This window comes from Streptomyces sp. EDA2-14 (genome assembly GCF_054963755.1).
On sequence record NZ_JBUEGE010000002.1, the window covers coordinates 643,992 to 666,917 of the forward strand.

Genomic DNA, 22,926 nt, shown 5'->3' on the forward strand with positions numbered 1-22,926 from the left:
TCGCATTCCTTCTGACGTATGGGTACGACGGCGGTCCACGGCGGGATCAGATCTTCGCGAGGACCTTGGTCAGCAGCTCGCCCATGGCGGAGGCCGAGTCGCGGCCCGCCTGGAGGACCTCTTCGTGGTTGAGCGGCTCGCCGGACAGGCCCGCCGCCAGGTTCGTCACCAGGGAGATGCCGAGCACCTCGGTGCCCGCCTCGCGGGCCGCGATGGCCTCCAGCGTGGTGGACATGCCGACCAGGTCGGCGCCGAGGACGCCGGCCATCCGGACCTCGGCGGGCGTCTCGTAGTGCGGGCCCGTGAACTGGGCGTACACGCCCTCTTCCAGGCTCGGGTCGATCTCCTTGCACAGCGCGCGCAGCCGCGGCGAGTACAGGTCGGTGAGGTCGACGAAGTTGGCGCCGACGATCGGGGAGGCCGCGGTCAGGTTGATGTGGTCGGAGATGAGCACCGGCTGGCCGGGGCGCATGCCCTGGCGCAGGCCGCCGCAGCCGTTGGTGAGCACGACGGTCTTGCAGCCGGCTGCGGCGGCCGTGCGCACGCCGTGCGCGACGGCGGCGACCCCGCGGCCCTCGTAGAAGTGCGTGCGGCCCAGGTAGACCAGGGCGCGCTTCTCGCCGACCTGGTACGAGCGGACCTTGCCGCCGTGGCCCGCCACCGCGGCGCCGGTGAAGCCGGGCAGCTCGGTGAAGGGGAACTCGGCGGCGGGCTCGCCGAGCGCCTCGGCGGCCGGTGCCCAGCCGGAGCCCATCACGAGCGCGACGTCGTGGGTCTCGGCGCCCGTCAGCTCGCGCAGGCGCGCGGCGGCGGCGTCGGCGGCGGCGTAGGGGTCGCCCTGGAGGTTGTCGGAAGTAAGAGAAGCGTTCACGCCGACGAGGGTAGCCTGTCGTTGCCTACGCGCGTAGATGTCGGAGGTCACGTCCTGGTGATCGTTGCTTTGTCGTTTCCGACAAGAGGGACGCGTGAAGGACCTCAGCAGGGCCGCTTGCGCAGCTCCATCGCGTAGTCGTGCGGCGCGCCCGCCGACTCGGCCGCGTCCGCGATCTCGCCCAGGTACCGGGCCGAGGGGAGACCGCCCTCATAACCGTTCAGTACGTACACCCATGCGGGCTCCTCGCCCTCCAGGGTGTCGACGCGGACCCGCATCCGCCGGTAGATGTCGAGGCCGACACCCTCCCAGCGGTCCATCGAGTCCTCGTCCATCGGGGCGATGTCGTACAGCGCGACGAAGACCTGTGAGCGCGGCGCCTCGACGATCGTGGCGAGCGCGCCCTCCCAGCCCATGTGCTCGCCGCCGAAGGTGAGCCGCCAGCCGGTCAGCCAGCCGGTCGCGCGCAGCGGCGAGTGCGGGGCGCGGCGCGTCATGAGCCGCGCGTCGAGATTGCCGGCGTACGCGGCGTAGAGCGACATGGGACCGAGCGTACGTCAGACGGACCACGTGTCTCGTAAGTAACCGATGCACCCCTCTTAAGAGGGGATACGCGTTTTTCTGGGCCGGACGGGGGCCCCGGCTCGGTGCGGTCTTGAAGCGTGCGGGACAATGGAGCATGTGACTCGGATCGTGATCATCGGTGGCGGACCTGGCGGATACGAGGCGGCATTGGTGGCCGCGTCCCTCGGGGCGGAGGTGACCGTCGTCGACTGCGACGGTCTCGGCGGGGCGTCGGTGCTCACCGACTGCGTGCCGTCGAAGACCCTGATCGCCACGGCCGAGGTGATGACCACCTTCGACTCCTCGTACGAAGAGCTCGGCATCATCGTCGAGGACGACACCCCCGACCCGGACAGCCCGGCCCGCGTCGTCGGTGTGGACCTCGGCAAGGTCAACCGCCGTGTGAAGCGCCTCGCGCTCGCCCAGTCCCACGACATCACCGCTTCCGTCACGCGTGCGGGCGCGCGCGTGCTGCGCGGCAAGGGCCGCCTCGACGGCCAGCAGGACCTGGACGGCTCCCGCAAGGTGATCGTCACGGCGGCCGACGGCACCGAGGAGACCCTCGTCGCCGACGCCGTGCTCATCTCGACCGGCGGCCACCCGCGCGAGCTGGCCGACGCCCAGCCCGACGGCGAGCGGATCCTCAACTGGACGCAGGTGTACGACCTGGACGAGCTCCCCGAGGAGCTCATCGTGGTCGGTTCCGGTGTCACCGGTGCCGAGTTCGCCGGTGCCTACAAGGCGCTCGGCTCCAAGGTCACCCTGGTCTCCTCCCGCGACCGCGTGCTGCCCGGCGAGGACCCGGACGCCGCCGCCGTCCTGGAGGACGTGTTCCGGCGCCGCGGCATGAACGTCATGGCGCGTTCCCGTGCCGCCTCCGCCAAGCGGGTCGGCGACCGCGTCGAGGTGACGCTCTCCGACGGCCGGGTCATCTCCGGTACGCACTGTCTGATGGCGGTCGGCGCCGTGCCCAACAGCGAGGGCCTCGGCCTGGAGGAAGCGGGCGTCAAGGTCAAGGAGTCGGGCCACATCTGGACCGACAAGGTCAGCCGCACCACCGCCCCCGGCGTGTACGCGGCCGGTGACGTGACCGGCGTCTTCGCCCTCGCCTCCGTCGCCGCGATGCAGGGCCGCATCGCGATGTACCACTTCCTGGGCGACGCGGTCACGCCGCTGAACCTCAAGACGGTCTCGTCCAACGTCTTCACCGACCCGGAGATCGCGACCGTCGGCTACACGCAGGCCGACGTCGACTCCGGCAAGATCGACGCCCGCGCCGTCAAGCTGCCGCTGCTGCGCAACCCCCGCGCAAAGATGCAGGGCATCAGGGACGGCTTCGTCAAGATCTTCTGCCGTCCGGGCACGGGCATCGTGGTCGGTGGTGTGGTCGTCGCACCGCGCGCTTCGGAACTGATCCATCCCATCTCGATCGCGGTCGACAACAATCTGACGGTCGAGCAGATCGCGAACACGTTCACCGTGTACCCCTCGCTCTCCGGCTCGATCGCCGAAGTGGCGCGTCAGCTGCACACCCGGAAGACCGCAGAAGAAGGCTGACACGCTGCAACGGGCCGCAGATCACGGTGAGTTGCGGCCCATGCGCATGGCATAGGCGCTACGGATAGGCGCCCGTCGGTGCGTATACCACTTCCGGGGTTCCAGCGCGAACAGAATCTGTAATTCGGCGCAAACTGCTGAAACCAGACGGTCGTTGGGGTTACTGTCAGTTTCGTGTTCGCTGCAGAACGTCGTCAATTGATCCTCGAAATGGTGCGAGCCAACGGAGCCGTTTCGCTCCGTGAGCTCGCCCGCGTCGTCCAGACCTCAGAAGTGACCGTACGGCGGGACGTGCGCGCACTGGAGGCAGAAGGACTCCTCGACCGCCGGCACGGCGGTGCGGTATTGCCGGGCGGATTCACGCGGGAGTCCGGTTTTCCGCAGAAGTCACATCTCGCGACCGCAGAGAAGACGGCCATCGCCGATCTCGCCGCGGGTCTCGTCGAAGAGGGCGAGGCCATCGTGGTGGGCGCGGGGACGACCACGCAGGAGCTGGCCCGCCGGCTCGCGCGTGTGCCGGGCCTGACCGTCGTCACCAACTCGCTGCTGGTGGCGCAGGCACTCGCCCACGCCAACCGCGTCGAGGTCGTCATGACCGGTGGCACGCTGCGGGGTTCCAACTACGCGCTGGTGGGCAGCGGGGCGGAGCAGTCCCTCCAGGGGCTGAGAGTGTCCCGTGCCTTCCTGTCCGGCAGTGGCCTGACCGCCGAGCGCGGGCTCTCCACGTCCAACATGCTGTCGGCGTCGGTGGACCGGGCGCTCGTGCAGGCCGCGTCCGAGGTCGTCGTGCTCGCGGATCACTCCAAGCTCGGTACGGACACCATGTTCCAGACCGTGCCGACCGATGTGATCACGCGTCTCGTGACCGACGAGCCGCCCGCGCACGACGACCGGGCCGCGACGGAGTTGCAGGCGCTGGCCGATCAGGGCGTGCAGGTCGCTGTCGCGGGGGCGGACGATTCGTCGGGTGGCGCGGAACCGACCCCGGCGCGTCAGCCGCGCCGGGACGTCCCCCTGCCGGGGCAGCGCCGCAACCATCCGCTCCGCTCCACGTCCCTGGACGCCCCGCCCGAGCGCACGGCCAGGGTGGCCGACCTCCGCCGCCGGTAACGACTCGGAGGGGCTTGAACGATCAAGCCCCTGCAGGGGTCCCCCCCCGGACGGAGTCTGGGGGAGGTTGAGCAGCGGGGTTTGGGGCGGAGCCCCAGGAGCGCAACGGCCGGTGCCGGTCAGTCCGCGATGCCGCGCAGCGTCAACCTCAGCAGCCGATCCGCCAGTTCCGGGTCCGACGGAGTCTCCTCCGCCGCGAGGGCAATCGCATTCGTGAGCTGCAATAGATCCGGCATCGAGATGTCCTGCCGCACCGCCCCCGCCCGCTGCGCCCGCGACAGCAGCGCCTGACCCGCCTCCCTCATCGGATCACTGCACCGGGCCAGCGCCGAACTCGCGTCCTGCGATGCCGACATGAGGGCGCGGGACAGCCCCCGGTACTCACTCGCGTGCGTGATGATCTCGCGCAGCCAGGTAACGAGCGCCGCACAGGGCTGCGGCGCGTCGAGCAGCGCCCGGGAGCGGTCCAGCAGATCGTTCACCGCCTCCTCGAAGACGGCGCTCATCAGCGCGTGCCGGTTGGGGAAGTGCCGGTACAGCGTGCCGATGCCGACCCCGGCCCCGCGTGCCACGTCCTCCAGCGACGCGCCCGTGCCGTGCTCGGCGAACGCGATACGGGCCTGCGCGAGCAGCCGCTCGTAGTTGCGGCGCGCGTCCGCACGCATCCGGCGCGAGCGATCGTGCTCGGCTGTCGTCATCGGGCCTCCCTGGGCGTACGCGGGCCTGGTGCGCGGGGTTCCAAGGATGCCCGATGGCGGGATCCCGGCGGTGCGCAGGGACCGTCACCGCCGAACGCCCGAGGGCCCGGCGCACCGGTGTCGGTGCGGCCGGGCCCTCGGCGCGAACGGTACGGACCGGGCGTGATGTCAGTCCTTGATCTCGCAGATCGCCGCACCGGAGGTGAGCGAGGCGCCGATCTCGGCGGACAGGCCCTTGATGGTGCCCGACTTGTGGGCGTTCAGGGGCTGTTCCATCTTCATGGCCTCCAGGACGACGACGAGGTCGCCCTCCTTGACCTCCTGGCCCTCCTCGACCGCGATCTTGACGATCGTGCCCTGCATCGGGGAGGCGAGGGTGTCGCCGGAGACGGCCGAGCCGGACTTCTTCGCGGCGCGGCGCTTCGGCTTGGCGCCCGCGTTGAGACCGGTGCGGGCCAGGGACATGCCCATGCCCGCGGGGAGGGAGACCTCCAGGCGCTTGCCGCCGACCTCGACGACGATGTTCTCGCGGCCGGCCTCGTCCTCCTCGTCGCCGGGCGCCGGGGCGGCGAACGGCTCGATGTCGTTGACGAACTCGGTCTCGATCCAGCGGGTGAAGACCGTGAACGGGTCCTCGCTGCCGGTCAGTTCCGGGGCGAAGGCGGGGTCGACGACGACCTTGCGGTGGAACGGGATGGCGGTGGCCATGCCCTCGACGTCGAACTCGGCCAGCGCGCGCGAGGCCCGCTCCAGGGCCTCCTTGCGGGTGCGCCCGGTGACGATCAGCTTCGCCAGCAGCGAGTCCCAGGCCGGGCCGATGACCGAGCCGGACTCCACGCCCGCGTCCAGGCGGACACCGGGGCCGGCCGGCGGGTCGAACTTGGTGACGGTGCCGGGCGCGGGCAGGAAGTTGCGCCCCGGGTCCTCGCCGTTGATGCGGAACTCGAAGGAGTGGCCGCGCAGTTCGGGGTCGCCGTAGCCGAGCTCCTCGCCGTCGGCGATGCGGAACATCTCGCGCACCAGGTCGATGCCGGCGACCTCCTCGGTCACCGGGTGCTCGACCTGGAGGCGGGTGTTGACCTCCAGGAAGGAGATCGTGCCGTCCGCGCCGACCAGGAACTCGACCGTGCCGGCGCCGACGTAGCCGGCCTCCTTCAGGATCGCCTTCGAGGAGCTGTACAGCTGCTCCAGCTGCGCGTCGGACAGGAACGGCGCCGGGGCCTCCTCGACGAGCTTCTGGTGGCGGCGCTGCAGCGAGCAGTCACGGGTGGACACGACCACGACGTTGCCGTGGCTGTCGGCCAGGCACTGGGTCTCCACGTGCCGCGGCTTGTCCAGGTAGCGCTCCACGAAGCACTCGCCGCGGCCGAAGGCGGCGACCGCCTCGCGCACCGCGGAGTCGTACAGCTCCGGCACCTCTTCGAGGGTGCGGGCGACCTTCAGGCCGCGGCCGCCGCCACCGAAGGCGGCCTTGATCGCGATCGGCAGGCCGTGCTCCTCGGCGAACGCCACGACCTCGTCGGACCCCTCGACCGGGTCCGGGGTGCCGGCCACCAGCGGGGCGCCCGCGCGCTGCGCGATGTGCCGGGCCGCGACCTTGTCACCGAGGTCGCGGATGGCGTGCGGGGGCGGGCCGATCCAGATCAGATTGGCGTCCAGGACGGCCTGGGCGAACTCGGCGTTCTCCGACAGGAATCCGTAGCCGGGGTGGATGGCGTCCGCGCCGGAGTCCTTGGCGGCCTGCAGCACCTTGGCGATGTCCAGGTAGCTGGTCGCCGGGGTGTCACCACCGAGGGCGAAGGCCTCGTCGGCCGCGCGGACGTGCAGAGCGTCCCGGTCCGGCTCGGCGTAGACGGCAACGCTCGCGATCCCCGAATCCCGGCACGCCCGGGCCACGCGGACAGCGATTTCGCCACGGTTGGCGATGAGCACCTTGCGCACGATGGCTCCCTCCTTGCTGTGTCTTCCCGGGGGCGACCCCCGGACCCCCGGCCGTGCTCGCCCGAGCCGGGGCGGTCGGCGGGTCACCGTGAAGCTTGACTCACTGAAACAAGCTGAGTTTAGGGACTGCCGACACGGACCCACGAGTCACCCTCGGGCGTGAGCTTGCCCACACGGAGTGTGACCCGGGGCTTTTCCGGTCCCTGAAATCCCTTGTCGCGCCTGGATACGCGCGATCCCTCAGAGCAACCCTAGCCCTCCTCTGTGGCCAAGGTCTCTGTGAGACCGTGCTGCGGCCCGTCGGCATTCTTTGTGGAGTCCCTACGAATGGCCCAACGATTCTTTGCCTTCTGCAGAACCCTTGTCCCGGGGTTTACCCGTTAGTAGCGTTCGAGATGTCTTGGCCGTACTAGCGGTAACAGTCAGCGGAAGTGGGTGGGACCGGTGGCACGCAGGCCGGTGGCGTGGGTGGCCGCGATCGTGTTGTTCGCGGAGGCGTTGGGGATCGTTCTCCTGAACTGGTTCCTCGGCCTGGTGGTCGACAAGCAGGAGATGTCCCTCGCCGGACTCGACCCGCGGGCGATGTCGGCGGGCGCATGGGTCGCCGGTGGCCTGTTCGGGCTCTACCTGGTGCTCTGCGGAATCGTGCTGGTGCGCGTCGCGGTCGTCGACCGGGCGCCCGCCGGGTTCGGGCGGATCCTGCTGATCAGCGCGGCCGTGGTGCACGGACTGCTCGGCGCGTTCGCGATCGGCCTGGTGGGCTGGAGCAGCTTCGTGTTCCTGATGGTCGTGCTCGCCCTGCTCGTGCTGACGCTGGTGGCGTACGACCGGCACGAGCAGGAGGAGCAGCGGTCGGGGACGGACGCCCCCGCGCAGAACGGTCCGGCTACTCCGCCGGCGCCCACAACTCCGTGATGGAGACACCCAGTTCGGCCAGCAGGCGGCGGACCAGCGGCAGTGAGAGACCGATCACATTGCCGTGGTCGCCGTCGATGCCGTCGATGAACGGCGCCGAGCGGCCGTCCAGGGTGAACGCGCCCGCCACGTAGAGGGGTTCGCCCGTCGCGACGTACGCGGCGATCTCCGCGTCGCTCGGCTCGCCGAACCGGACGACGGTGGAGGCGGTCGCCGAGGTGTACCGGCCGCTCTCCGTCTCGTAGACGCAGTGGCCGGTCTGCAGCGTGCCCACGCGGCCGCGCATCGCCTTCCAGCGGGCCGTGGCCTCCTCGGCGTCGGCCGGCTTGCCGAGCGCCTCGCCGTCGAGGTCGAGCACGGAGTCGCAGCCGATGACGACGGCGCCGTGCGCCTCGGGCCGCGCCGCGACCACGGACGCCTTGGCCTCGGCGAGGGCAAGGGCGAGTTCGGCGGGCGTCGGGGCCGTCACGGCGTCCTCGTCGACCCCGCTGACGATCACCTCGGGGGCGAACCCGGCCTGCCGCAGCAGACCGAGGCGGGCGGGGGACTGGGAGGCCAGGATCAGGCGGCGTGGAGCAGTCATGCGGCTCAGGTTATCCAGCGTGGCGCCGTGCATTCACCGGCCGCCCGCACGTCCTCACACGGTCCCCAGCATCAGGAACAGGACGACCATGGCCAGCGCCACCACGACCCCCGCGCGCCGCAGCATCGCCTGCGTTTCGCGGAGCTCCTCTGGGGGCTCGTTCTCGGGATCTGACCACAGCACATACAGCATGGTGCTGCGCGCACGCGCGGGGCGCCTGAGTACGCGTACTCAGGCGCCCCGTCACGAAGGGACTAATTCACGCGGGCCAGTAGGTGCGCGACCAGCTGGACGCGCCGGGCGCCGGGAGTCGGTGCCGGGCGATACGGGCCGGGTCGGACCACGCGTCCCGGTCCACCGCCGCTGCCGGGGCGTCCGGGACCGCCGCGGCACGCGCCTGGACCACCGCCAGTGCGGCGGCCAGCTCCTCGGGGGTCGGATTGCCCCGTACGACCTTGATCATCACAGCGGCGCTCCTTACAGCGGGATGTTGCCGTGCTTCTTCGGGGGCAGTGATTCCCGCTTCGTGCGCAGTTGACGCAGGCCGCGGACGACGTGGGCACGGGTGTCGGAGGGCATGATCACGGCGTCGATGTAGCCGCGCTCGGCCGCCGTGTACGGGTTGAGGAGCGTGTCCTCGTAGTCCTGGATCAGCCGCTCGCGGGTCTCCTCGACGTTCCCCGCGGCCTCGGCCGCGGCGATCGTCTTGCGGTGCAGGATGTTGACCGCGCCCTGCGCGCCCATGACGGCGATCTGCGAGGTGGGCCAGGCCAGGTTGAGGTCGGCGCCCAGGTGCTTGGAGCCCATGACGTCGTAGGCGCCGCCGAAGGCCTTGCGCGTGATGATCGTGATGAGCGGGACGGTGGCCTCGGCGTACGCGAAGATCAGCTTGGCGCCGCGCCGGATGATGCCCTCGTGCTCCTGCTCCACGCCCGGCAGGAAGCCGGGGACGTCGACGAACGTCAGCACCGGCACGTTGAAGGCGTCACACGTGCGGACGAACCGCGCGGCCTTCTCGGAGGCGTGGATGTCGAGGCAGCCGGCGAACTGCATCGGCTGGTTGGCGACGATGCCGACCGGGTGGCCCTCGACGCGGCCGAAGCCGGTGATGATGTTCGGCGCGAACAGCGACTGGGTCTCGAAGAAGTCGGCGTCGTCCAGGACGTGCTCGATGGCCGTGCGCATGTCGTACGGCTGGTTCGCGCTGTCCGGGATGAGGGTGTCGAGCTCGCGGTCCTCGTCGCTGAGCGCGAGGTCGGCCTCCTCGGGGAAGGCGGGCGGCTCGCTCAGGTTGTTCGACGGGAGGTAGGACAGCAGCGACTTGACGTACTCGATCGCGTCCTTCTCGTCGCCCGCCATGTGGTGCGCGACACCGGAGCGCGCGTTGTGCGCCCGCGCGCCGCCCAGCTCCTCGAAGCCGACGTCCTCGCCGGTGACCGTCTTGATGACGTCGGGTCCGGTGATGAACATGTGCGAGGTCTGGTCGACCATGACCGTGAAGTCGGTGATCGCGGGGGAGTAGACCGCGCCGCCCGCGCAGGGGCCGACGACCAGGCTGATCTGCGGGATGACGCCCGAGGCGTGCGTGTTGCGGCGGAAGATCTCGCCGTACATGCCGAGGGCCATGACGCCCTCCTGGATGCGGGCGCCGCCGGAGTCGTTGATGCCGATGACCGGGCAGCCGGTCTTCAGCGCGAAGTCCATCACCTTCATGATCTTCTGCCCGAAGACCTCGCCGAGGGCGCCGCCGAAGACGGTGAAGTCCTGCGAGAACACGGCGACGGGGCGGCCGTCGACCGTGCCGTAACCGGTCACGACGCCGTCGCCGTACGGCTTGTTGGCATCGAGGCCGAAGTCCGTCGAGCGGTGCCGGGCGAACTCGTCCAGCTCCACGAAGGAGTCCTCGTCGAGCAGCAGCTCGATCCGCTCACGGGCGGTCAACTTGCCCTTGGCATGCTGCTTCTCGACGGCGCGTGCGGACCCCGCGTGGGTCGCCTCGCCGATCCGGCGCCGCAGATCCTCGATCTTGCCTGCGGTGGTGTGGATGTCGGTCTGCGCGGTCGGCTGTTCCAACTCGGACATCGGGATGCGGCTCCCTGCCTGGTTCGACGCTGCTCAAGGGGACGGTTCGGGGGTCGTTCAAAAAAAGGGGAGTGGGGCTACTGATTCGTAGCGTAGTGGCCTGAATACCGTTCAGCAGTGCGGTCTTTGCCACACCTAGGCTGGGTTGCATGACGCCGCGAGATGGTTCAGACGTACCCGCCAACCCCTGGTCCGACCTGGACAGGCCGCCCCTGTCCGCAGCCGGACTGCGCCGGGCCCTCGTCCGGGAAGGGGGGCTGTGGTCGTCCGTGGACGTGGTGCCCCGTACCGGGTCCACCAACACGGATCTGGTGGAGCGGGCCTCGGCGGGGTCCGTGGCCGAGGGGACCGTGCTCGTCGCCGAGGAGCAGAGCGCGGCGCGCGGACGCCTCGACCGCAGCTGGTCGGCGCCGCCGCGCTCGGGCCTGTTCTTCTCCGTGCTGCTCAAGCCGGGCGAGCACGAGGTGCCGGTCGCGCGCTGGGGCTGGCTGCCGCTGCTCACCGGGATCGCGGTGGCCACGGCCCTGTCCTCGGCGGCCGGTGTCGACACCGCCCTGAAGTGGCCCAACGACGTGCTCCTCACGGTCGAAGGCGAGGAGCGCAAGGCCGGCGGCATCCTCCTGGAGCGGGCCGGGGCGGACGGCGTCGTGATCGGCGTCGGCCTGAACGTGTCGCTGCGCGCCGACGAACTGCCCGTCCCCACGGCGGGCTCCCTCACGCTGGCCGGGGCGAAGGTCTCCGACCGGGAGCCGGTGCTGCGGGCGGTGCTGCGGTCCCTGGAGAAGTGGTACGTCGAGTGGTGCGCGGCCGAGGGCGACCCCGCCCTCTCCCGACTCCAGGAGGCCTACGCGGCGGGCTGCGCCACGCTGGGCCGCCAGGTCCGGGCGATCCTGCCGGGCGACCGGGACCTGGTCGGCGAGGCGGTGGCCGTGGACGGCGACGGCCGCCTGGTGATCAACCCGGCGGAGGGCGCACGCGAGGCGGTCGGCGCGGGCGACATCGTCCACCTGCGGCCCGCGTAGGTACGGAAGTCCCTGGTCGACGCCGCCCGGAACCGAACGGAGTGACGTGGGGCACAGGGGCTGCCGTAGAGTTGAGCGCGGTCGATACCTGACCGCGGCAGATCGGAAGGGCAGCAGGCGTGACCGTCGACGACTCGGGCTCCGGCACGGGCTCTCCCACCGACCCCGAGAAGCCGGAAGGAGCGGACGCAGAAGAGGCAGAGGCCGAGGATCCTCTCGCCCTGCGGCTCGAAGGGCTCATCCTCGGGGCCGAGCGCAGATACACACCGTTCCAGGCGGCGCGCAGCGCGGGCGTCTCCATGGAACTGGCCTCCCGGTTCTGGCGGGCCATGGGCTTCGCCGACATCGGACAGGCCAAGGCCCTCACCGAGGCGGACGTCCTCGCGCTGCGGCGCCTCGCCGGTCTCGTCGAGGCGGGACTGCTCAGCGAGGCCATGGCCGTCCAGGTCGCCCGGTCCACCGGGCAGACCACCGCCCGGCTCGCCGACTGGCAGATCGACTCGTTCCTGGAGGGCCTCACCGAGCCCCCGGAACCCGGAATGACCCGCACCGAGGTCACGTATCCGCTGATGGAGCTGCTCCTGCCGGAGCTTGAGGAGTTCCTCGTCTACGTGTGGCGGCGCCAGCTCGCCGCGTCCACGGGCCGCGTCGTGCAGGCCGGTGACGACGAGGAGATGGTGGACCGGCGGCTCGCCGTCGGCTTCGCTGACCTCGTCGGGTTCACGCGGCTCACCCGGCGCATGGAGGAGGAGGAGCTCGGCGAGCTCGTCGAGGCCTTCGAGACCACCGCGGCGGACCTCGTCGCCGCGCACGGCGGCCGGCTCATCAAGACCCTCGGCGACGAGGTCCTGTTCGCGGCCGAGAACGCGGGCATCGCGAGCGAGATCGCGCTGCGCCTGATCGAGACGATGAGCAACGACGAGACGATGCCGGAGCTGCGCGTCGGCCTCGCGTTCGGCACCGTCACCACACGCATGGGCGATGTCTTCGGCTCGACCGTGAACCTCGCGAGCCGCCTCACGTCGATAGCGCCACGGGACAACGTCCTGGTGGACGGCGCCTTCGCCGCGGAGCTGATCAGGACGGGCGAGACGCCCACGTCGGAGGCGGAGGCCGCGGCCGAGGCGCAGAAGGCGAAGGAGGACGGCGAGGAGCCGCCCACGTACCGCTTCGCGCTCCAGCCCATGTGGCAGCGGCCCGTGCGTGGCCTCGGCGTCGTGGAGCCCTGGACGCTGACCCGGCGCACCTGACAACCTTGGCGGTTAACTGGCGTTAACCGGAAGGGTCTGTCATGAGTGACGAGCGGCGGTTCGGGGAGTTCGTGGCGGTGCGCCGACACGTCGACGAGGGTGCCGGGACGGTCGCCGAGCTGGTGCTCGACCGGCCCAAGGCCATGAACGCCGTGTCGAGCGACATGGCCCGCTCGGTCACCGCGGCGTGCGACGCGCTGACGGCCGACCGGGACGTCCGGGTCGTCGTCCTCACGTCGAGCGCCGAGCGCGCCTTCTGCGTCGGCGCGGACCTCAAGGAGCGCAACTCCTTCTCCGACGCCGATCTCCTGCGTCAGCGACCGGTGACCCGCGCCGCGTACACGGGCGTCCTGGAGCTGCCGATGCCGACGATCGCGGCCGTGCACGGCTTCGCGCTCGGCGGCGGCTTCGAGCTGGCGCTCGCCTGCGATCTGATCGTGGCCGACGGGACGGCCGTGGTCGGCCTTCCCGAGGTGTCCGTCGGCGTGCTCCCCGGCGGCGGCGGTACGCAGCTGCTGCCGCGCCGCGTCGGGGCGGCGCGGGCCGCCGAGCTGATCTTCACGGCGCGCCGGGTGCAGGCGGCCGAAGCCGCGGAGCTCGGGCTCGTGGACCAGCTCGTGCCGACGGGCGAGGACCGCGCGGAGGCGCTCGCGCTCGGCGCGCGCATCGCCGCCAACTCGCCGGTCGGGCTGCGCGCGTCGAAGAAGGCGCTGCGCCTCGGGCACGGCCTCGACCTGCGGGCGGGCCTCGAGGTGGAGGACGCGGCCTGGCGGTCCGTGGCGTTCTCCGGGGACCGGGCCGAGGGAGTGGCGGCGTTCAACGAGAAGCGGAGCCCGCGGTGGCCGGGTGAGTGACCCCGTTCGGTGACGGAGTGTGACGGCATCCTGGTCGTCGGCACCGGATTGCCGCACTGAATTCACCGAAATGCCCGAAACCTTCTTACCCTGGAGTGATGGGTGAGGACGTTCGGCTACGCGCCGTGGTGGCGCTCGCGCAGGGCATGGCCGCCGCGCGGAGCCCGCGCGGCTCCTGGCGTGCGGCGGCGCTGGGCGCCTGCCGCGCGCTGTCCGGGAGCTTCGCCGCGCTCTCCGTGTGGGAGCGCGAGCGCGGCCGGCTGCGCGTGCTCGTCAACGTGGGGGAGCTGGCCGAGGGGGAGGAGGAGTTCCCCGAGGGCGAGGGCTACCCCGTGCACCAGTTCCCCGAGATCACCGAGTTCCTGCACGAGCGGTGGGCCAGGGGCGGGGAGCCGGACGCCTGGGTCGAGACGGCCGAGGGCCCCACGACGGCCGCGGAGCGCGCCGGCTACTGCCATCAGCGGGTCGCCGCGCTGCGCCGCAGGGGCCGCGGCGCCTGCGTCGTCGCGCCGATCGTGCTGCACGGGCGGGCCTGGGGCGAGCTGTATGTGGCGCGGCCGACCGGGGAGCCCGTCTTCGACCGCTCCGACGCCGATTTCGCGACCGTGCTCGCGGCGGTCGTCGCGGCCGGCATCGCGCAGACCGAGCGCCTGGAGGAGGCGCGCAGGCTCGCCTTCACCGACGCCCTGACCGGCCTCGCCAACCGGCGCGCGGTCGACATACGCCTCGACGAGGCCGTGGAGCGGCACCGGGCCGACGGCTCGGTGGTCAGCCTCGTCGTGTGCGACCTCAACGGTCTGAAGCGGGTCAACGACACCTACGGGCACGCGGCGGGCGACCGGCTCCTCGAACGGTTCGGCTCGGTGCTCTCGCTGTGCGGGGCGATGCTGCCGGGGGCGCTCGCGGCCCGGCTCGGCGGCGACGAGTTCTCGCTGGTGGCCGTGGGACCCTCGGCCGACGAGGTGGTGCGGGTGGGCGACGAGATCTGCTCGCGGGCCGCCGACCTCGACCACGGCGACGGCGTCGCGTGCGGGATCGCGTCGACCGGCGACCCGATCGGCGAGGTGAGCAGCGCGCGCCGCCTCTTCCGCCTCGCGGACGCCGCCCAGTACAGGGCGAAGGCGCTGCGCTCGGCGAAGCCCGTGGTGGCCGGGCGCGACGGCGGGCTCGACGACCCGGTGGTCCGCCTCGCGGACTCCCCGCCGGCCCCGGGCGAGGGGGAGCGGCGCCGGATCAGGGGACTGGAGCCGGGGGCCGGCCGCTGAGGCCCGAAGTGGCCCGGCCGCCGGAGGAGTTCAGCTCCTCACGCCTCGTACGCCCGGCCCCTGCGCACCGAGTACGTCACGAAGCCGACGCCCAGGCCGAGGCAGACCGAGCCGCCGATCACGTACGGCGTCGTGTCCACCTGGCCCGTGTCCGCCAGGCGCAGTTGACGGTCCGTCTGCTCGGTGACCGCCGTGGCGGTGTGCTGCTGTTCGGCTTGGGTGACATGCTCGGGAGTCGCCGTCGCTGTGGGGACGAACCAGAGCGCGCCGAGAAGCGCCCCGGCGGCGGTGGCGGTGAACAGTGATCGGCGTGCGGCAGACACGGAAGCGATCCCCCTTGTGGCGCTGGCGAATTGGCCGTGTGTGCTGATGTTAGTTAAAGACGCGGGTCACAGGAAAGTCACGGGGCGTTTGAGTCGTACGCTCCGCCCATGAGTACTGATGACACGTCATGCTTTGTTCGGCTGAAGGTGGAATTGGTCCTGGAGGTCTCCGACGCGGAGGCGCTCACCGGGGCCGCCCTGCAGCGCGTCGCGGAGGAAGAGGGGACCGAGGCGGAGGAGCGGGCGCACGCGGTGAGCGCCGTGGAGGCGGACGAGGCGGAGGCGGTCGCGTATCTCGTGGACCCCTTCGACCTCGTCGCCGACGTCCCCGGGGCCGAGCTGGTGCAGGCCTCCTGGTCCAGCGAGCAGGTCGACTACGACCCCGACTCGCCGGACTGGGACATCAGCGAGGATGATGAGGAAGAGGAGGCTGCGGGAGACGGCGTGTAGCGGTCCTTGAAACGGGAACCCTGGGCGGCAACCGCTGTCCGGGGTTTTGTCGTCCCTGGTGGGGAAGTGTCTGACGTGGTCTTGCCCACACCGGGGGCTCCCCGGGAACGGGACGAACCGGTCATGACGTTAGGTGGGTACGAGGGGACAGCTGTGTCCTCTTGGGCCAGCTGTCGACCGGGCTCGGGGCGGTCGACAGCCGGTGATTCGGCGAAGTCGGGAAATTCGGCGACTATGGAGAAGCGTGTGATAACGGACGGTAAGCGGCGCAAGGGCCTGATGGCCGCGTCCGCCCTGCTCGGCGGTGTGCTCGTGCTGACGGCCTGTGGCGGCGGCGACGACAACGGCGGCTCGGGCAAGAAGGAGTCGCAGGCGCAGGCCGACGAGGCCGCGGCGAAGAAGACCTCCGAGGCCGACATCAAGATCGCGCCGAAGGACGGCTCCGACAACGCGAGCATCAACAGCGCCGCGAAGGTCACCGTGAGCAAGGGCACGCTCACCGACGTCCAGATGACGACGGCCGACGGCACGGAGGTCGCGGGACAGATCTCCGCCGACAAGAAGAGCTGGAAGCCCACGAACCAGCTCGAGCGTGCGACGACGTACAAGATCGCCGCCGAGGCGAAGGACTCCGACGGCCGCGCGGCCCACGAGAACTCGCAGTTCACGACGGTTTCCCCGGCCAACAGCTTCATCGGCAACTTCACGCCCGAGGACGGTTCGACCGTCGGCGTGGGCATGCCGGTGTCGATCAACTTCGACAAGGCCATCAGCAACAAGGCCGATGTCCAGAAGCACATCACCGTCACGTCCAGCAGCGGCCAGGAGGTCGTCGGGCACTGGTTCAACGACACCCGGCTCGACTTCCGCCCCGAGGACTACTGGAAGGGCGGCTCCACGGTCACCATGAAGCTCGACCTGGACGGGGTCGAGGGCGCGAACGGCGTGACCGGCGTGCAGCAGAAGACCGTGTCGTTCAAGATCGGGCGCAACCAGGTCTCCACGGTCGACGCCAAGACGAAGATGATGACCGTCACGCGGGACGGCAAGACCGTCAAGACGATCCCGATCTCCGCGGGGTCGCCGGACAACAAGACGTACGAGGGTCAGATGGTGATCTCCGAGAAGTTCAAGGAGACCCGGATGAACGGCGCGACGGTCGGCTTCACGGACGACGACGGCAAGGGCGAGTACGACATCAAGGACGTGCCGCACGCGATGCGCCTGTCGAACTCCGGCACGTTCATCCACGGCAACTACTGGGGCGCCAAGTCGATCTTCGGTGGCGCCAACACCAGCCACGGCTGCGTCGGCCTCCAGGACGCCAAGGGCGCCAATGACAACAGCACGCCGGGCGCCTGGTTCTACAACAACTCGATGGTCGGCGACGTCGTCGTCGTGAAGAACACCGGCGACAAGACGGTCCAGCCGGACAACGGGCTGAACGGCTGGAACCTCAGCTGGTCGCAGTGGAAGGCCAATTCCGCCGAGTAACCGGCCGGACACGGCCGCCGCGGGTCTCATTTCACTCTCATCGAGACCTCACGCAACCCTTACAACGCCGCCATACCGTTTCGCCGCAGCGGGAGCCGGAGCGTCATCGAACGCTCCGGCTCCCGCTGATTCCTGTCAGCGCCCCTACACGTGGGCCGTCATCGGCGAGGCTTCGATGTTCTTCACCTATCTCAGGCGTGAGCTGCGCCGTCGCAGAAAGGCGGCGCTCGTCGTCGCCTCCGGGCTGGCGCTCGGTATCGCGCTCGTCATCGTGGTCAGCTCGGTCTCCTCGGGCATGAGCACCGCGCAGGACAAGGTCCTTCAGTCGCTGTACGGCCTGGGCACGGACATGACCGTCACCAAGGCGGCGAGCGCCCCGAAGGCGGGCGACGACTCCGGCCGCCCGAAGTTCGACTTCGACGCCAAGGACAGCGACTCCGGCGACAAGGAGCAGTCCAGCGACCGCGTGATGGTGCAGGGCTTCCAGACCCTCGCCGACTCCACCGTCACGAAGGTCGCCGACCAGAAGGGCGTCGCCGACACCGTGGGCGGGCTCAGCCTCCAGGTGATGAAGGTCAGCGGTCAGTTCACGCGCGGCCAGTTCAAGCAGGACGAGAGCAGCGGTTCGCAGGGTGGCCCCGGCGGCCAGAACGGCGGCGGTCAGGGCGGCCAGCCGCAGGGCCGTGTCCAGGGCGGCGGCGCCTCCTTCGACGTCAATTCCTTCTCCGTCTACGGCACCGACGTCACGCAGCAGCACCTCGGCCCGCTGACCTCCTCGAAGATCACCAAGGGCCGGACCTTCAAGACGTCCGAGACCGACGCGAAGGTCGCCGTCGTCGACTCCGCGTACGCCAAGGAGAAGAAGCTCGCCGTCGGCGACAAGGTCACCGTCAAGGGCACCAAGTACCAGGTCGTCGGCGTCGCGACCGCCGACAGCGGGGACGCGGCGGCCAATGTCTACGTCCCGCTGAAGCAGGCCCAGACGCTCGCCGACGCCAAGGCCGAGGTGACCACGGTCTACGTCAAGGCGACCGACTCGCAGCGGATCGACGCCGTGAAGGCGGCCATCCAGAAGAACATCGACGGCACCACGGTCACCACCTCCGCCGACCTCGCCGACACCGTCTCCGGCTCCCTGTCGACCGCGTCGAACCTCGCCTCCAACGTCGGCAAGTGGCTGTCCATCGCGGTGCTCGTCGCCGCCTTCCTGGTCGCGGGCCTGCTCACTTCCTCGGCCGTGTCCCGCCGCGTACGGGAGTTCGGCACGCTCAAGGCGCTCGGCTGGACCTCGGGCCGCGTGACGCGGCAGATCGTCGGCGAGGCCGTCGTCAACGGACTGATCGGCGGCGTCCTCGGCATCGCCGTCGGGCTCGCGGGCGCGTACGCCGTGACCGCGATCAGCCCCACCCTGTCCGCGCAGCTCGGCGGCGGCGCGGGCGGCGGGGGCGGCATGGGCGGCGGTCCCGGTGGCGGCGGCTTCGGCGGCGGGGGCGGCGGAATGATGCGCCAGGCGGCCGGTGGCGGCCAGAAGACCCTCGACATCGCCCTCAGCGCGCCCGTCTCCGCGACCACCATCGCCCTCGCGGTCGGCCTCGCCGTCGCGGGCGGACTGATCGCCGGCGCCTTCGGCGGCTGGCGGGCCTCGCGCCTGCGCCCGGCGGACGCATTGCGCCGCGTCGAGTAGCACGCACCGGCAGCGCCAATCACCTCACGTATCGCAGGAGTTGCACCATGTATCAGCTCAAGGGCGTCACCAAGCAGTACCGGCGCGGCAAGGACACCGTCGACGCGCTCGCGGGCATCGACCTGGCCATCGGCGACGGCGACCGGCTCGTCATCCAGGGCCCCACGGGCGGCGGCAAGTCGACCCTCCTCCAGATGCTCGGCGGGCTCGACCGGCCGACGGCGGGCAGCGTCGAGCTCGACGGCGTCGACCTGGCGTCGCTGCCGGAGGCCAGGCTCACCAAGGTCCGCGCCGAGTCCATCGGCTTCGTCTTCCAGTCCTTCAACCTCGTCCCGACGCTCAGCGCGCTGGAGAACGTCGAGACGGCGCTCGTCCCGCTGGGCCTGAAGGCCGCCGAGCGGCGGGAGCGGTCCGCCGAGGCCCTGCGCTCCGTGGGCCTCGGCGAGCGGCAGGGGCATCTCCCGGCGGAGCTGTCCGGCGGTCAGCAGCAGCGCGTCGCCATCGCCCGGGCCCTGGTGAAGAACCCGAAGGTGCTGCTCGCCGACGAGCCCACGGGCAACCTCGACGAGTCCATGCGCGACGAGATCATGGACGTGCTGGAGGACCGCTGGAAGGAGCACGGCCTCACGTTCGTGATGGTCACCCACGACTCGGCCATCGCGAAGAAGGCACCGCGCCTCGCGACGATCAGGAAGGGGACGATCACGATCACGGAGAACGCCTCGAGGTGAACACGTAGTGGCCAGAAGGTTGTACTCAAAACGGTAGGTGTGCCGTTTGTCACGTGCCACACGGGTCCCAGATGTTTCTCAATGCCCCAATTCCCCAGCCGCCACATCAATACACTCGCCTCCCATGTGTGAGTGGAACGTGGAGAACGGGCGCCGAATATGGATGCCTCGTCGAGGCCGGGGCCGGCCGGGCGGCAACGCCGGCGCCGACGCCTGATGGGGGCACGGCACAAACAAGCAAGGGACCCGCGGGCCCACTGGCTGCTGCTCGCCCTCACCCTGCCGGTGCTCCTCGGCGCCCTCCTCTTCCAGGGCTGGACCCAGAACGAGGTGGACGGCGCCACGACCAAGCCCGCCTGCACACGGCCCGTGCCCGCGTCGGCCGCCGGCGCGGGACCCGTGCTGTCGGTCGGCGGCGGCGGACAGGTGCACAGCGCCTCGATGCCGCCCGGCACGGTGGCGCTCACCTACGACGGCGGACCCGATCCGAAGGCGACGCCGAAGCTGCTCGCGCTGCTCGACAAGCACCACGCGCACGCCACGTTCTTCCTCAACGGCGCCAAGGCCGCGCAGTACCCGCACCTGGTCGAGCGGATCAGGGCCGCGGGCCACGACATCGGCTCCAACACCTACACGGGCGCCGACCTGGGCAGCTCGTCCAAGGTCCGCAGCAAGCTCGAACTCGGTCTCACCCAGAGCGCGTTCGCGGGCAGCGGCGGCTTCCACACCACACTCCTGCGGATGCCGATGACCACGACCGTCGCCACGATGTGCGGCGGCGAGTGGCCCGCCGCGCAGGCCGCGACCGAGGCCGGCTACACCCTGGTCGCGGCCGACCACTCCGGGCAGCGGGTGCGGGACGGTCTCGTGCGCCAGCTCAGCCAGACCTCGCTCGGCTACCGCGAGACCGAGAAGCTGCTCGCCAACCCTCAGGCCAAGCGCTTCGCCACGATCACCGAGGGCGCGAACCTCGGCCGGCAGTCGACGGGCGACGTGATCGCGCCCGTCCGCTGGCTCGGCCAGGGCCTGATCTGGTTCCAGACCCTCGGACGCAGCTTCGTCTCGGCGATCTCGTGGGTGCTCGTCGCGGCCGCCGCGCTCGGTGTGCTGCGCCTGTTCGTGCTGGTCCTGTTCGCCCGCGCGCACGTCAGACGCCTGGAGCGGTTCCGGCCCGGATCGCCCTGGCTGCGCGAGATCCGTGACCCGGTGACCGTGCTCGTACCGGCGTACAACGAGGAGGCGGGCATCGGCGCGACGCTGCGGTCGCTGCTCGGCTCCACCCATCAGCCGATGCAGATCATCGTCATCGACGACGGGTCGAGCGACCGCACGGTGGAGATCGCCGACGAGTTCGCGGCCCGTGACCCGCGCGTACAGGTGCTGTGCCAGCCCAACTCGGGCAAGGCGGCGGCGCTCAACCACGGCCTTCGCTACACCCGGTGCCCGTACGTCGTGATGGTCGACTCGGACACCGTCTTCGAGCCGGACGCCATCCAGCGCCTCGTGCAGCCGCTGGCCCACCCGGCCGTCGGCGCGGTCAGCGGCAACACCAAGGTCGGCAACCGCAAGCGGATGCTCGGCCGCTGGCAGCACCTGGAGTACGTCTTCGGCTTCAACCTGGACCGCCGGATGTTCGAGGTCCTGGAGTGCATGACGACGGTGCCCGGCGCGATCGGCGCGTTCCGGCTCGACGCCCTGATGGGCGTCGGCGGCCTGAGCGAGGACACCCTCGCGGAGGACACCGACCTCACCATGGCGCTGTGGCGGGCCGGCTGGCGCGTCGTGTACGAGGAGACGGCCGTCGCCTGGACCGAAGTGCCCACGTCGCTGAAGCAGTTGTGGCGACAGCGCTACCGCTGGTGCTACGGCACGCTCCAGGCGATGTGGAAGCACCGGCACGCGGTCGTCGAGGTCGGACCCGCGGGCCGCTTCGGGCGCCGCGGCCTGTCCTACCTGTTCCTCTTCCAGGTCGTGCTGCCGCTGCTCGCCCCGATGATCGACGTCTTCATGTTCTACAGCGCCGTGTTCGCCGGCGACACCGTCAAGTCCGTGGCGGCCTGGGTGGGCTTCCTCGTCCTCCAGATGGCCGTCGCGGCGTACGCCCTGAAGCTCGACGGAGAGCGCAGGCGCACGCTCTGGTCGCTGCCCTTCCAGCTGTTCGTCTACCGGCAGTTGATGTACCTCGTGGTCATCCAGTCCGTGGTGGCCTTCGTGGGCGGCAGCCGGCTGAAGTGGCAGCGCATGCACCGTTCCGGAACGGCCGCCGCGGCGGCCCAGCACATCGTCAGGCCGGCCGACCAGCCGGACCTGCCGGTCGCGAGGTGACGACCCTGAACCCCAGCGCCCACACCCCCACGCCGTACGAGCCGTACGGGTCGTACGGGTCGTACGAACCCACGCCCTACGACTCGTACGAAGTCGAGCACCACCCCTTCGACCCGGTGCCGGCCAACGGGCCGAGCGGGCGGATGGGCGGCGGCTACAAGCGCAGCGAGCGCGAGCCCAAGCGCAAACGGAAGCGCTCCAAGTTCCGGCTCCTGGTGCGCGTCCTGTGCCTGCTCGTCCTGCTGACGGTGCTCGCGGGCGCGGGGACGTACGTGTGGGCGGGCACCCGGCTCGACGGGGAGGTCGACCTCGACTCGCTGTCGGCGCGGGCCGCACCCGGCAAGGGCACCAACTACCTGATCGTGGGCTCCGACAGCCGTGAGGGACTCAGCGAGAAGGAGACCAAGAACCTGCACACCGGCTCCGAGCTGGGCTCCGAGGGGCGCCGCACCGACTCGATGATGGTGCTGCACACCGGCGCGCACGGCACCACCCTCACCAGCCTGCCGCGCGACTCCTGGGTCACGATCCCGCCCTACGTGGACCCGGAGACCGGCGTCCACCACAGGCCGGCGAAGAACAAGCTCAACGCGGCGTTCTCGCTGGGCGGCCCCGAACTCCTCGTCCGCACGATCGAGTCGAACACCGGGCTGCGGATCAACCACTACACGGAGATCGGCTTCGCCGGGTTCGTCGGCATCGTCGACGCGGTCGGCGGCGTGCCGATGTGCGTCGACCGGCACATCGTCGACAACAAGGCGGGGCTCGACCTGGCCAAGGGCTGCCACAACCTGACCGGGCGCGAGGCGCTCGGCTTCGTGCGCCAGCGCCACCAGGAGAAGGAGGGCGACATCGGCCGCTCCCGCAACCAGCAGAAGTTCCTCTCCGCGCTCGCCAAGAAGGCCTCGTCGCCGGGCGTGCTGATGAACCCGTCCACCATGTACGGCACCGCGGGCGCGGGCCTGGACACACTCATCGTCGACAGGTCGACCGGGGTTCCGCAGCTGACCCGGCTGTTCAAGGCGATGCAAGGGGTGTCGTCGGGCCAGGGCAGGCAACTGGGCGTGCCCGTGGGCACGTTGGGGCTCGCCACGTCCAAGGGCAGCGCCATCGTCTGGGACAAGCAGAAGGCGAACCGCTTGTTCACGGAGCTCAGGGAGGACCGCCCGGTGACCGAACCGGGCTCCGCGGGCGGGTGAGACACGGG

22 protein-coding genes are annotated in these 22,926 nt (G+C 70.7%); 13 read left to right on the top strand and 9 right to left on the bottom strand.

The window, feature by feature from the left end:
• Positions 1-46 precede the first annotated feature (46 nt).
• Both ACY34M_RS09315 and ACY34M_RS09320 read right to left on the bottom strand, forming a co-directional pair.
• A complete protein-coding gene (locus tag ACY34M_RS09315; RefSeq protein ID WP_462716068.1) occupies positions 47-871 on the bottom strand; it encodes a purine-nucleoside phosphorylase in 825 nt (274 codons plus the stop codon).
• 104 nt (positions 872-975) lie between these two features.
• Positions 976-1,413 (bottom strand): gamma-glutamylcyclotransferase, encoded by a 438-nt coding sequence (locus ACY34M_RS09320; protein WP_462716067.1) that lies wholly within the window; start codon positions 1,411-1,413, stop codon positions 976-978.
• Between the two features lie 130 nt (positions 1,414-1,543).
• Between ACY34M_RS09320 and ACY34M_RS09325 the strand changes: the two genes are divergently transcribed.
• Together ACY34M_RS09325 and ACY34M_RS09330 are read left to right on the top strand one after the other, a co-directional pair.
• Positions 1,544-2,992, top strand: coding sequence for an NAD(P)H-quinone dehydrogenase (locus ACY34M_RS09325; RefSeq protein ID WP_462716066.1), 1,449 nt, complete (start codon positions 1,544-1,546; stop codon positions 2,990-2,992).
• 174 nt (positions 2,993-3,166) lie between these two features.
• On the top strand, positions 3,167-4,102 hold the full coding sequence (locus tag ACY34M_RS09330) for a DeoR/GlpR family DNA-binding transcription regulator (RefSeq protein WP_462716065.1): 936 nt from the start codon (positions 3,167-3,169) through the stop codon (positions 4,100-4,102).
• 119 nt (positions 4,103-4,221) lie between these two features.
• Here the strand turns inward: ACY34M_RS09330 and ACY34M_RS09335 are convergent, their stop codons facing one another.
• Positions 4,222-4,767, bottom strand: coding sequence for a TetR/AcrR family transcriptional regulator (locus ACY34M_RS09335; RefSeq protein ID WP_462716594.1), 546 nt, complete (start codon positions 4,765-4,767; stop codon positions 4,222-4,224).
• Positions 4,768-4,968: 201 nt separating this feature from the next.
• Positions 4,969-6,741: an acetyl/propionyl/methylcrotonyl-CoA carboxylase subunit alpha gene (locus ACY34M_RS09340; RefSeq protein ID WP_462716064.1), complete on the bottom strand. Its 1,773-nt coding sequence runs from the start codon at positions 6,739-6,741 to the stop codon at positions 4,969-4,971.
• 435 nt (positions 6,742-7,176) lie between these two features.
• Here ACY34M_RS09340 and ACY34M_RS09345 point away from each other — a divergent pair, with 435 nt between their 5' ends.
• On the top strand, positions 7,177-7,656 hold the full coding sequence (locus tag ACY34M_RS09345) for a hypothetical protein (protein ID WP_462716063.1): 480 nt from the start codon (positions 7,177-7,179) through the stop codon (positions 7,654-7,656).
• On the opposite strand, the gene ACY34M_RS09350 is transcribed toward ACY34M_RS09345, so the two are convergent.
• The 4 genes from ACY34M_RS09350 to ACY34M_RS09365 form a co-directional block, all read right to left on the bottom strand.
• Complete coding sequence (locus ACY34M_RS09350; protein WP_462716062.1) at positions 7,628-8,239, bottom strand: Maf family protein; 612 nt, start codon at positions 8,237-8,239, stop codon at positions 7,628-7,630. The two genes, ACY34M_RS09345 and ACY34M_RS09350, sit on opposite strands and share 29 nt — an antisense overlap.
• A 54-nt stretch (positions 8,240-8,293) precedes the next feature.
• The gene (gene mmpB, locus ACY34M_RS09355; RefSeq protein WP_462716061.1) at positions 8,294-8,422 is read right to left on the bottom strand and encodes a morphogenic membrane protein MmpB; all 129 of its coding nucleotides are present in this window, start codon (positions 8,420-8,422) and stop codon (positions 8,294-8,296) included.
• Between the two features lie 76 nt (positions 8,423-8,498).
• The gene (locus ACY34M_RS09360) at positions 8,499-8,705 is read right to left on the bottom strand and encodes an acyl-CoA carboxylase subunit epsilon (RefSeq protein WP_462716060.1); all 207 of its coding nucleotides are present in this window, start codon (positions 8,703-8,705) and stop codon (positions 8,499-8,501) included.
• An 11-nt stretch (positions 8,706-8,716) separates the two neighbouring features.
• Complete coding sequence (locus ACY34M_RS09365) at positions 8,717-10,321, bottom strand: acyl-CoA carboxylase subunit beta (protein WP_462716059.1); 1,605 nt, start codon at positions 10,319-10,321, stop codon at positions 8,717-8,719.
• A 149-nt stretch (positions 10,322-10,470) separates the two neighbouring features.
• Here ACY34M_RS09365 and ACY34M_RS09370 point away from each other — a divergent pair, with 149 nt between their 5' ends.
• From ACY34M_RS09370 to ACY34M_RS09385, 4 genes are all read left to right on the top strand, one after another.
• Positions 10,471-11,343 carry a biotin--[acetyl-CoA-carboxylase] ligase gene (locus ACY34M_RS09370; RefSeq protein ID WP_462716058.1) on the top strand — a complete coding sequence of 291 codons (873 nt, stop codon included), beginning with the start codon at positions 10,471-10,473 and terminating at the stop codon, positions 11,341-11,343.
• 119 nt (positions 11,344-11,462) lie between these two features.
• On the top strand, positions 11,463-12,593 hold the full coding sequence (locus ACY34M_RS09375) for an adenylate/guanylate cyclase domain-containing protein (RefSeq protein ID WP_462716057.1): 1,131 nt from the start codon (positions 11,463-11,465) through the stop codon (positions 12,591-12,593).
• A gap of 41 nt (positions 12,594-12,634) precedes the next feature.
• Positions 12,635-13,447 (top strand): enoyl-CoA hydratase/isomerase family protein, encoded by an 813-nt coding sequence (locus tag ACY34M_RS09380; protein WP_462716056.1) that lies wholly within the window; start codon positions 12,635-12,637, stop codon positions 13,445-13,447.
• 98 nt (positions 13,448-13,545) lie between these two features.
• Complete coding sequence (locus tag ACY34M_RS09385) at positions 13,546-14,712, top strand: GGDEF domain-containing protein (RefSeq protein ID WP_462716055.1); 1,167 nt, start codon at positions 13,546-13,548, stop codon at positions 14,710-14,712.
• Between the two features lie 38 nt (positions 14,713-14,750).
• Here the strand turns inward: ACY34M_RS09385 and ACY34M_RS09390 are convergent, their stop codons facing one another.
• On the bottom strand, positions 14,751-15,035 hold the full coding sequence (locus tag ACY34M_RS09390) for a hypothetical protein (protein ID WP_462716054.1): 285 nt from the start codon (positions 15,033-15,035) through the stop codon (positions 14,751-14,753).
• A gap of 108 nt (positions 15,036-15,143) precedes the next feature.
• Here ACY34M_RS09390 and ACY34M_RS09395 point away from each other — a divergent pair, with 108 nt between their 5' ends.
• The 6 genes from ACY34M_RS09395 (at position 15,144) to ACY34M_RS09420 (ending at position 22,918) form a co-directional block, all read left to right on the top strand.
• On the top strand, positions 15,144-15,485 hold the full coding sequence (locus ACY34M_RS09395) for a hypothetical protein (RefSeq protein ID WP_462716053.1): 342 nt from the start codon (positions 15,144-15,146) through the stop codon (positions 15,483-15,485).
• A 234-nt stretch (positions 15,486-15,719) separates the two neighbouring features.
• Complete coding sequence (locus tag ACY34M_RS09400) at positions 15,720-16,979, top strand: L,D-transpeptidase (RefSeq protein ID WP_462716052.1); 1,260 nt, start codon at positions 15,720-15,722, stop codon at positions 16,977-16,979.
• 175 nt (positions 16,980-17,154) lie between these two features.
• Positions 17,155-18,663, top strand: coding sequence for an ABC transporter permease (locus ACY34M_RS09405; protein ID WP_462716051.1), 1,509 nt, complete (start codon positions 17,155-17,157; stop codon positions 18,661-18,663).
• A gap of 47 nt (positions 18,664-18,710) precedes the next feature.
• Positions 18,711-19,394, top strand: coding sequence for an ABC transporter ATP-binding protein (locus ACY34M_RS09410; RefSeq protein WP_462716050.1), 684 nt, complete (start codon positions 18,711-18,713; stop codon positions 19,392-19,394).
• 216 nt (positions 19,395-19,610) lie between these two features.
• Positions 19,611-21,719: a glycosyltransferase gene (locus tag ACY34M_RS09415; protein WP_462716049.1), complete on the top strand. Its 2,109-nt coding sequence runs from the start codon at positions 19,611-19,613 to the stop codon at positions 21,717-21,719.
• Positions 21,716-22,918 carry an LCP family protein gene (locus ACY34M_RS09420; RefSeq protein ID WP_462716048.1) on the top strand — a complete coding sequence of 401 codons (1,203 nt, stop codon included), beginning with the start codon at positions 21,716-21,718 and terminating at the stop codon, positions 22,916-22,918. The genes ACY34M_RS09415 and ACY34M_RS09420 overlap by 4 nt, the downstream gene beginning before the upstream one ends.
• The last annotated feature ends 8 nt before the right edge of the window (positions 22,919-22,926 follow it).

Bases quoted from the DNA above. Each gene is read 5' to 3' on its own strand.
- ACY34M_RS09380 (WP_462716056.1), top strand. From the start codon at position 12,635: ATGAGTGACGAGCGGCGGTTCGGGGAGTTCGTGGCGGTGCGCCGACAC.
- ACY34M_RS09350 (WP_462716062.1), bottom strand. From the start codon at position 8,239: ATGACTGCTCCACGCCGCCTGATCCTGGCCTCCCAGTCCCCCGCCCGC.
- ACY34M_RS09405 (WP_462716051.1), top strand. From the start codon at position 17,155: ATGTTCTTCACCTATCTCAGGCGTGAGCTGCGCCGTCGCAGAAAGGCG.
- ACY34M_RS09415 (WP_462716049.1), top strand. From the start codon at position 19,611: ATGGGGGCACGGCACAAACAAGCAAGGGACCCGCGGGCCCACTGGCTG.
- ACY34M_RS09410 (WP_462716050.1), top strand. From the start codon at position 18,711: ATGTATCAGCTCAAGGGCGTCACCAAGCAGTACCGGCGCGGCAAGGAC.
- ACY34M_RS09365 (WP_462716059.1), bottom strand. From the start codon at position 10,321: ATGTCCGAGTTGGAACAGCCGACCGCGCAGACCGACATCCACACCACC.
- ACY34M_RS09400 (WP_462716052.1), top strand. From the start codon at position 15,720: ATGGAGAAGCGTGTGATAACGGACGGTAAGCGGCGCAAGGGCCTGATG.
- ACY34M_RS09370 (WP_462716058.1), top strand. From the start codon at position 10,471: ATGACGCCGCGAGATGGTTCAGACGTACCCGCCAACCCCTGGTCCGAC.
- ACY34M_RS09385 (WP_462716055.1), top strand. From the start codon at position 13,546: ATGGGTGAGGACGTTCGGCTACGCGCCGTGGTGGCGCTCGCGCAGGGC.
- ACY34M_RS09320 (WP_462716067.1), bottom strand. From the start codon at position 1,413: ATGTCGCTCTACGCCGCGTACGCCGGCAATCTCGACGCGCGGCTCATG.
- ACY34M_RS09325 (WP_462716066.1), top strand. From the start codon at position 1,544: ATGGAGCATGTGACTCGGATCGTGATCATCGGTGGCGGACCTGGCGGA.
- ACY34M_RS09335 (WP_462716594.1), bottom strand. From the start codon at position 4,767: ATGCGTGCGGACGCGCGCCGCAACTACGAGCGGCTGCTCGCGCAGGCC.
- ACY34M_RS09395 (WP_462716053.1), top strand. From the start codon at position 15,144: ATGAGTACTGATGACACGTCATGCTTTGTTCGGCTGAAGGTGGAATTG.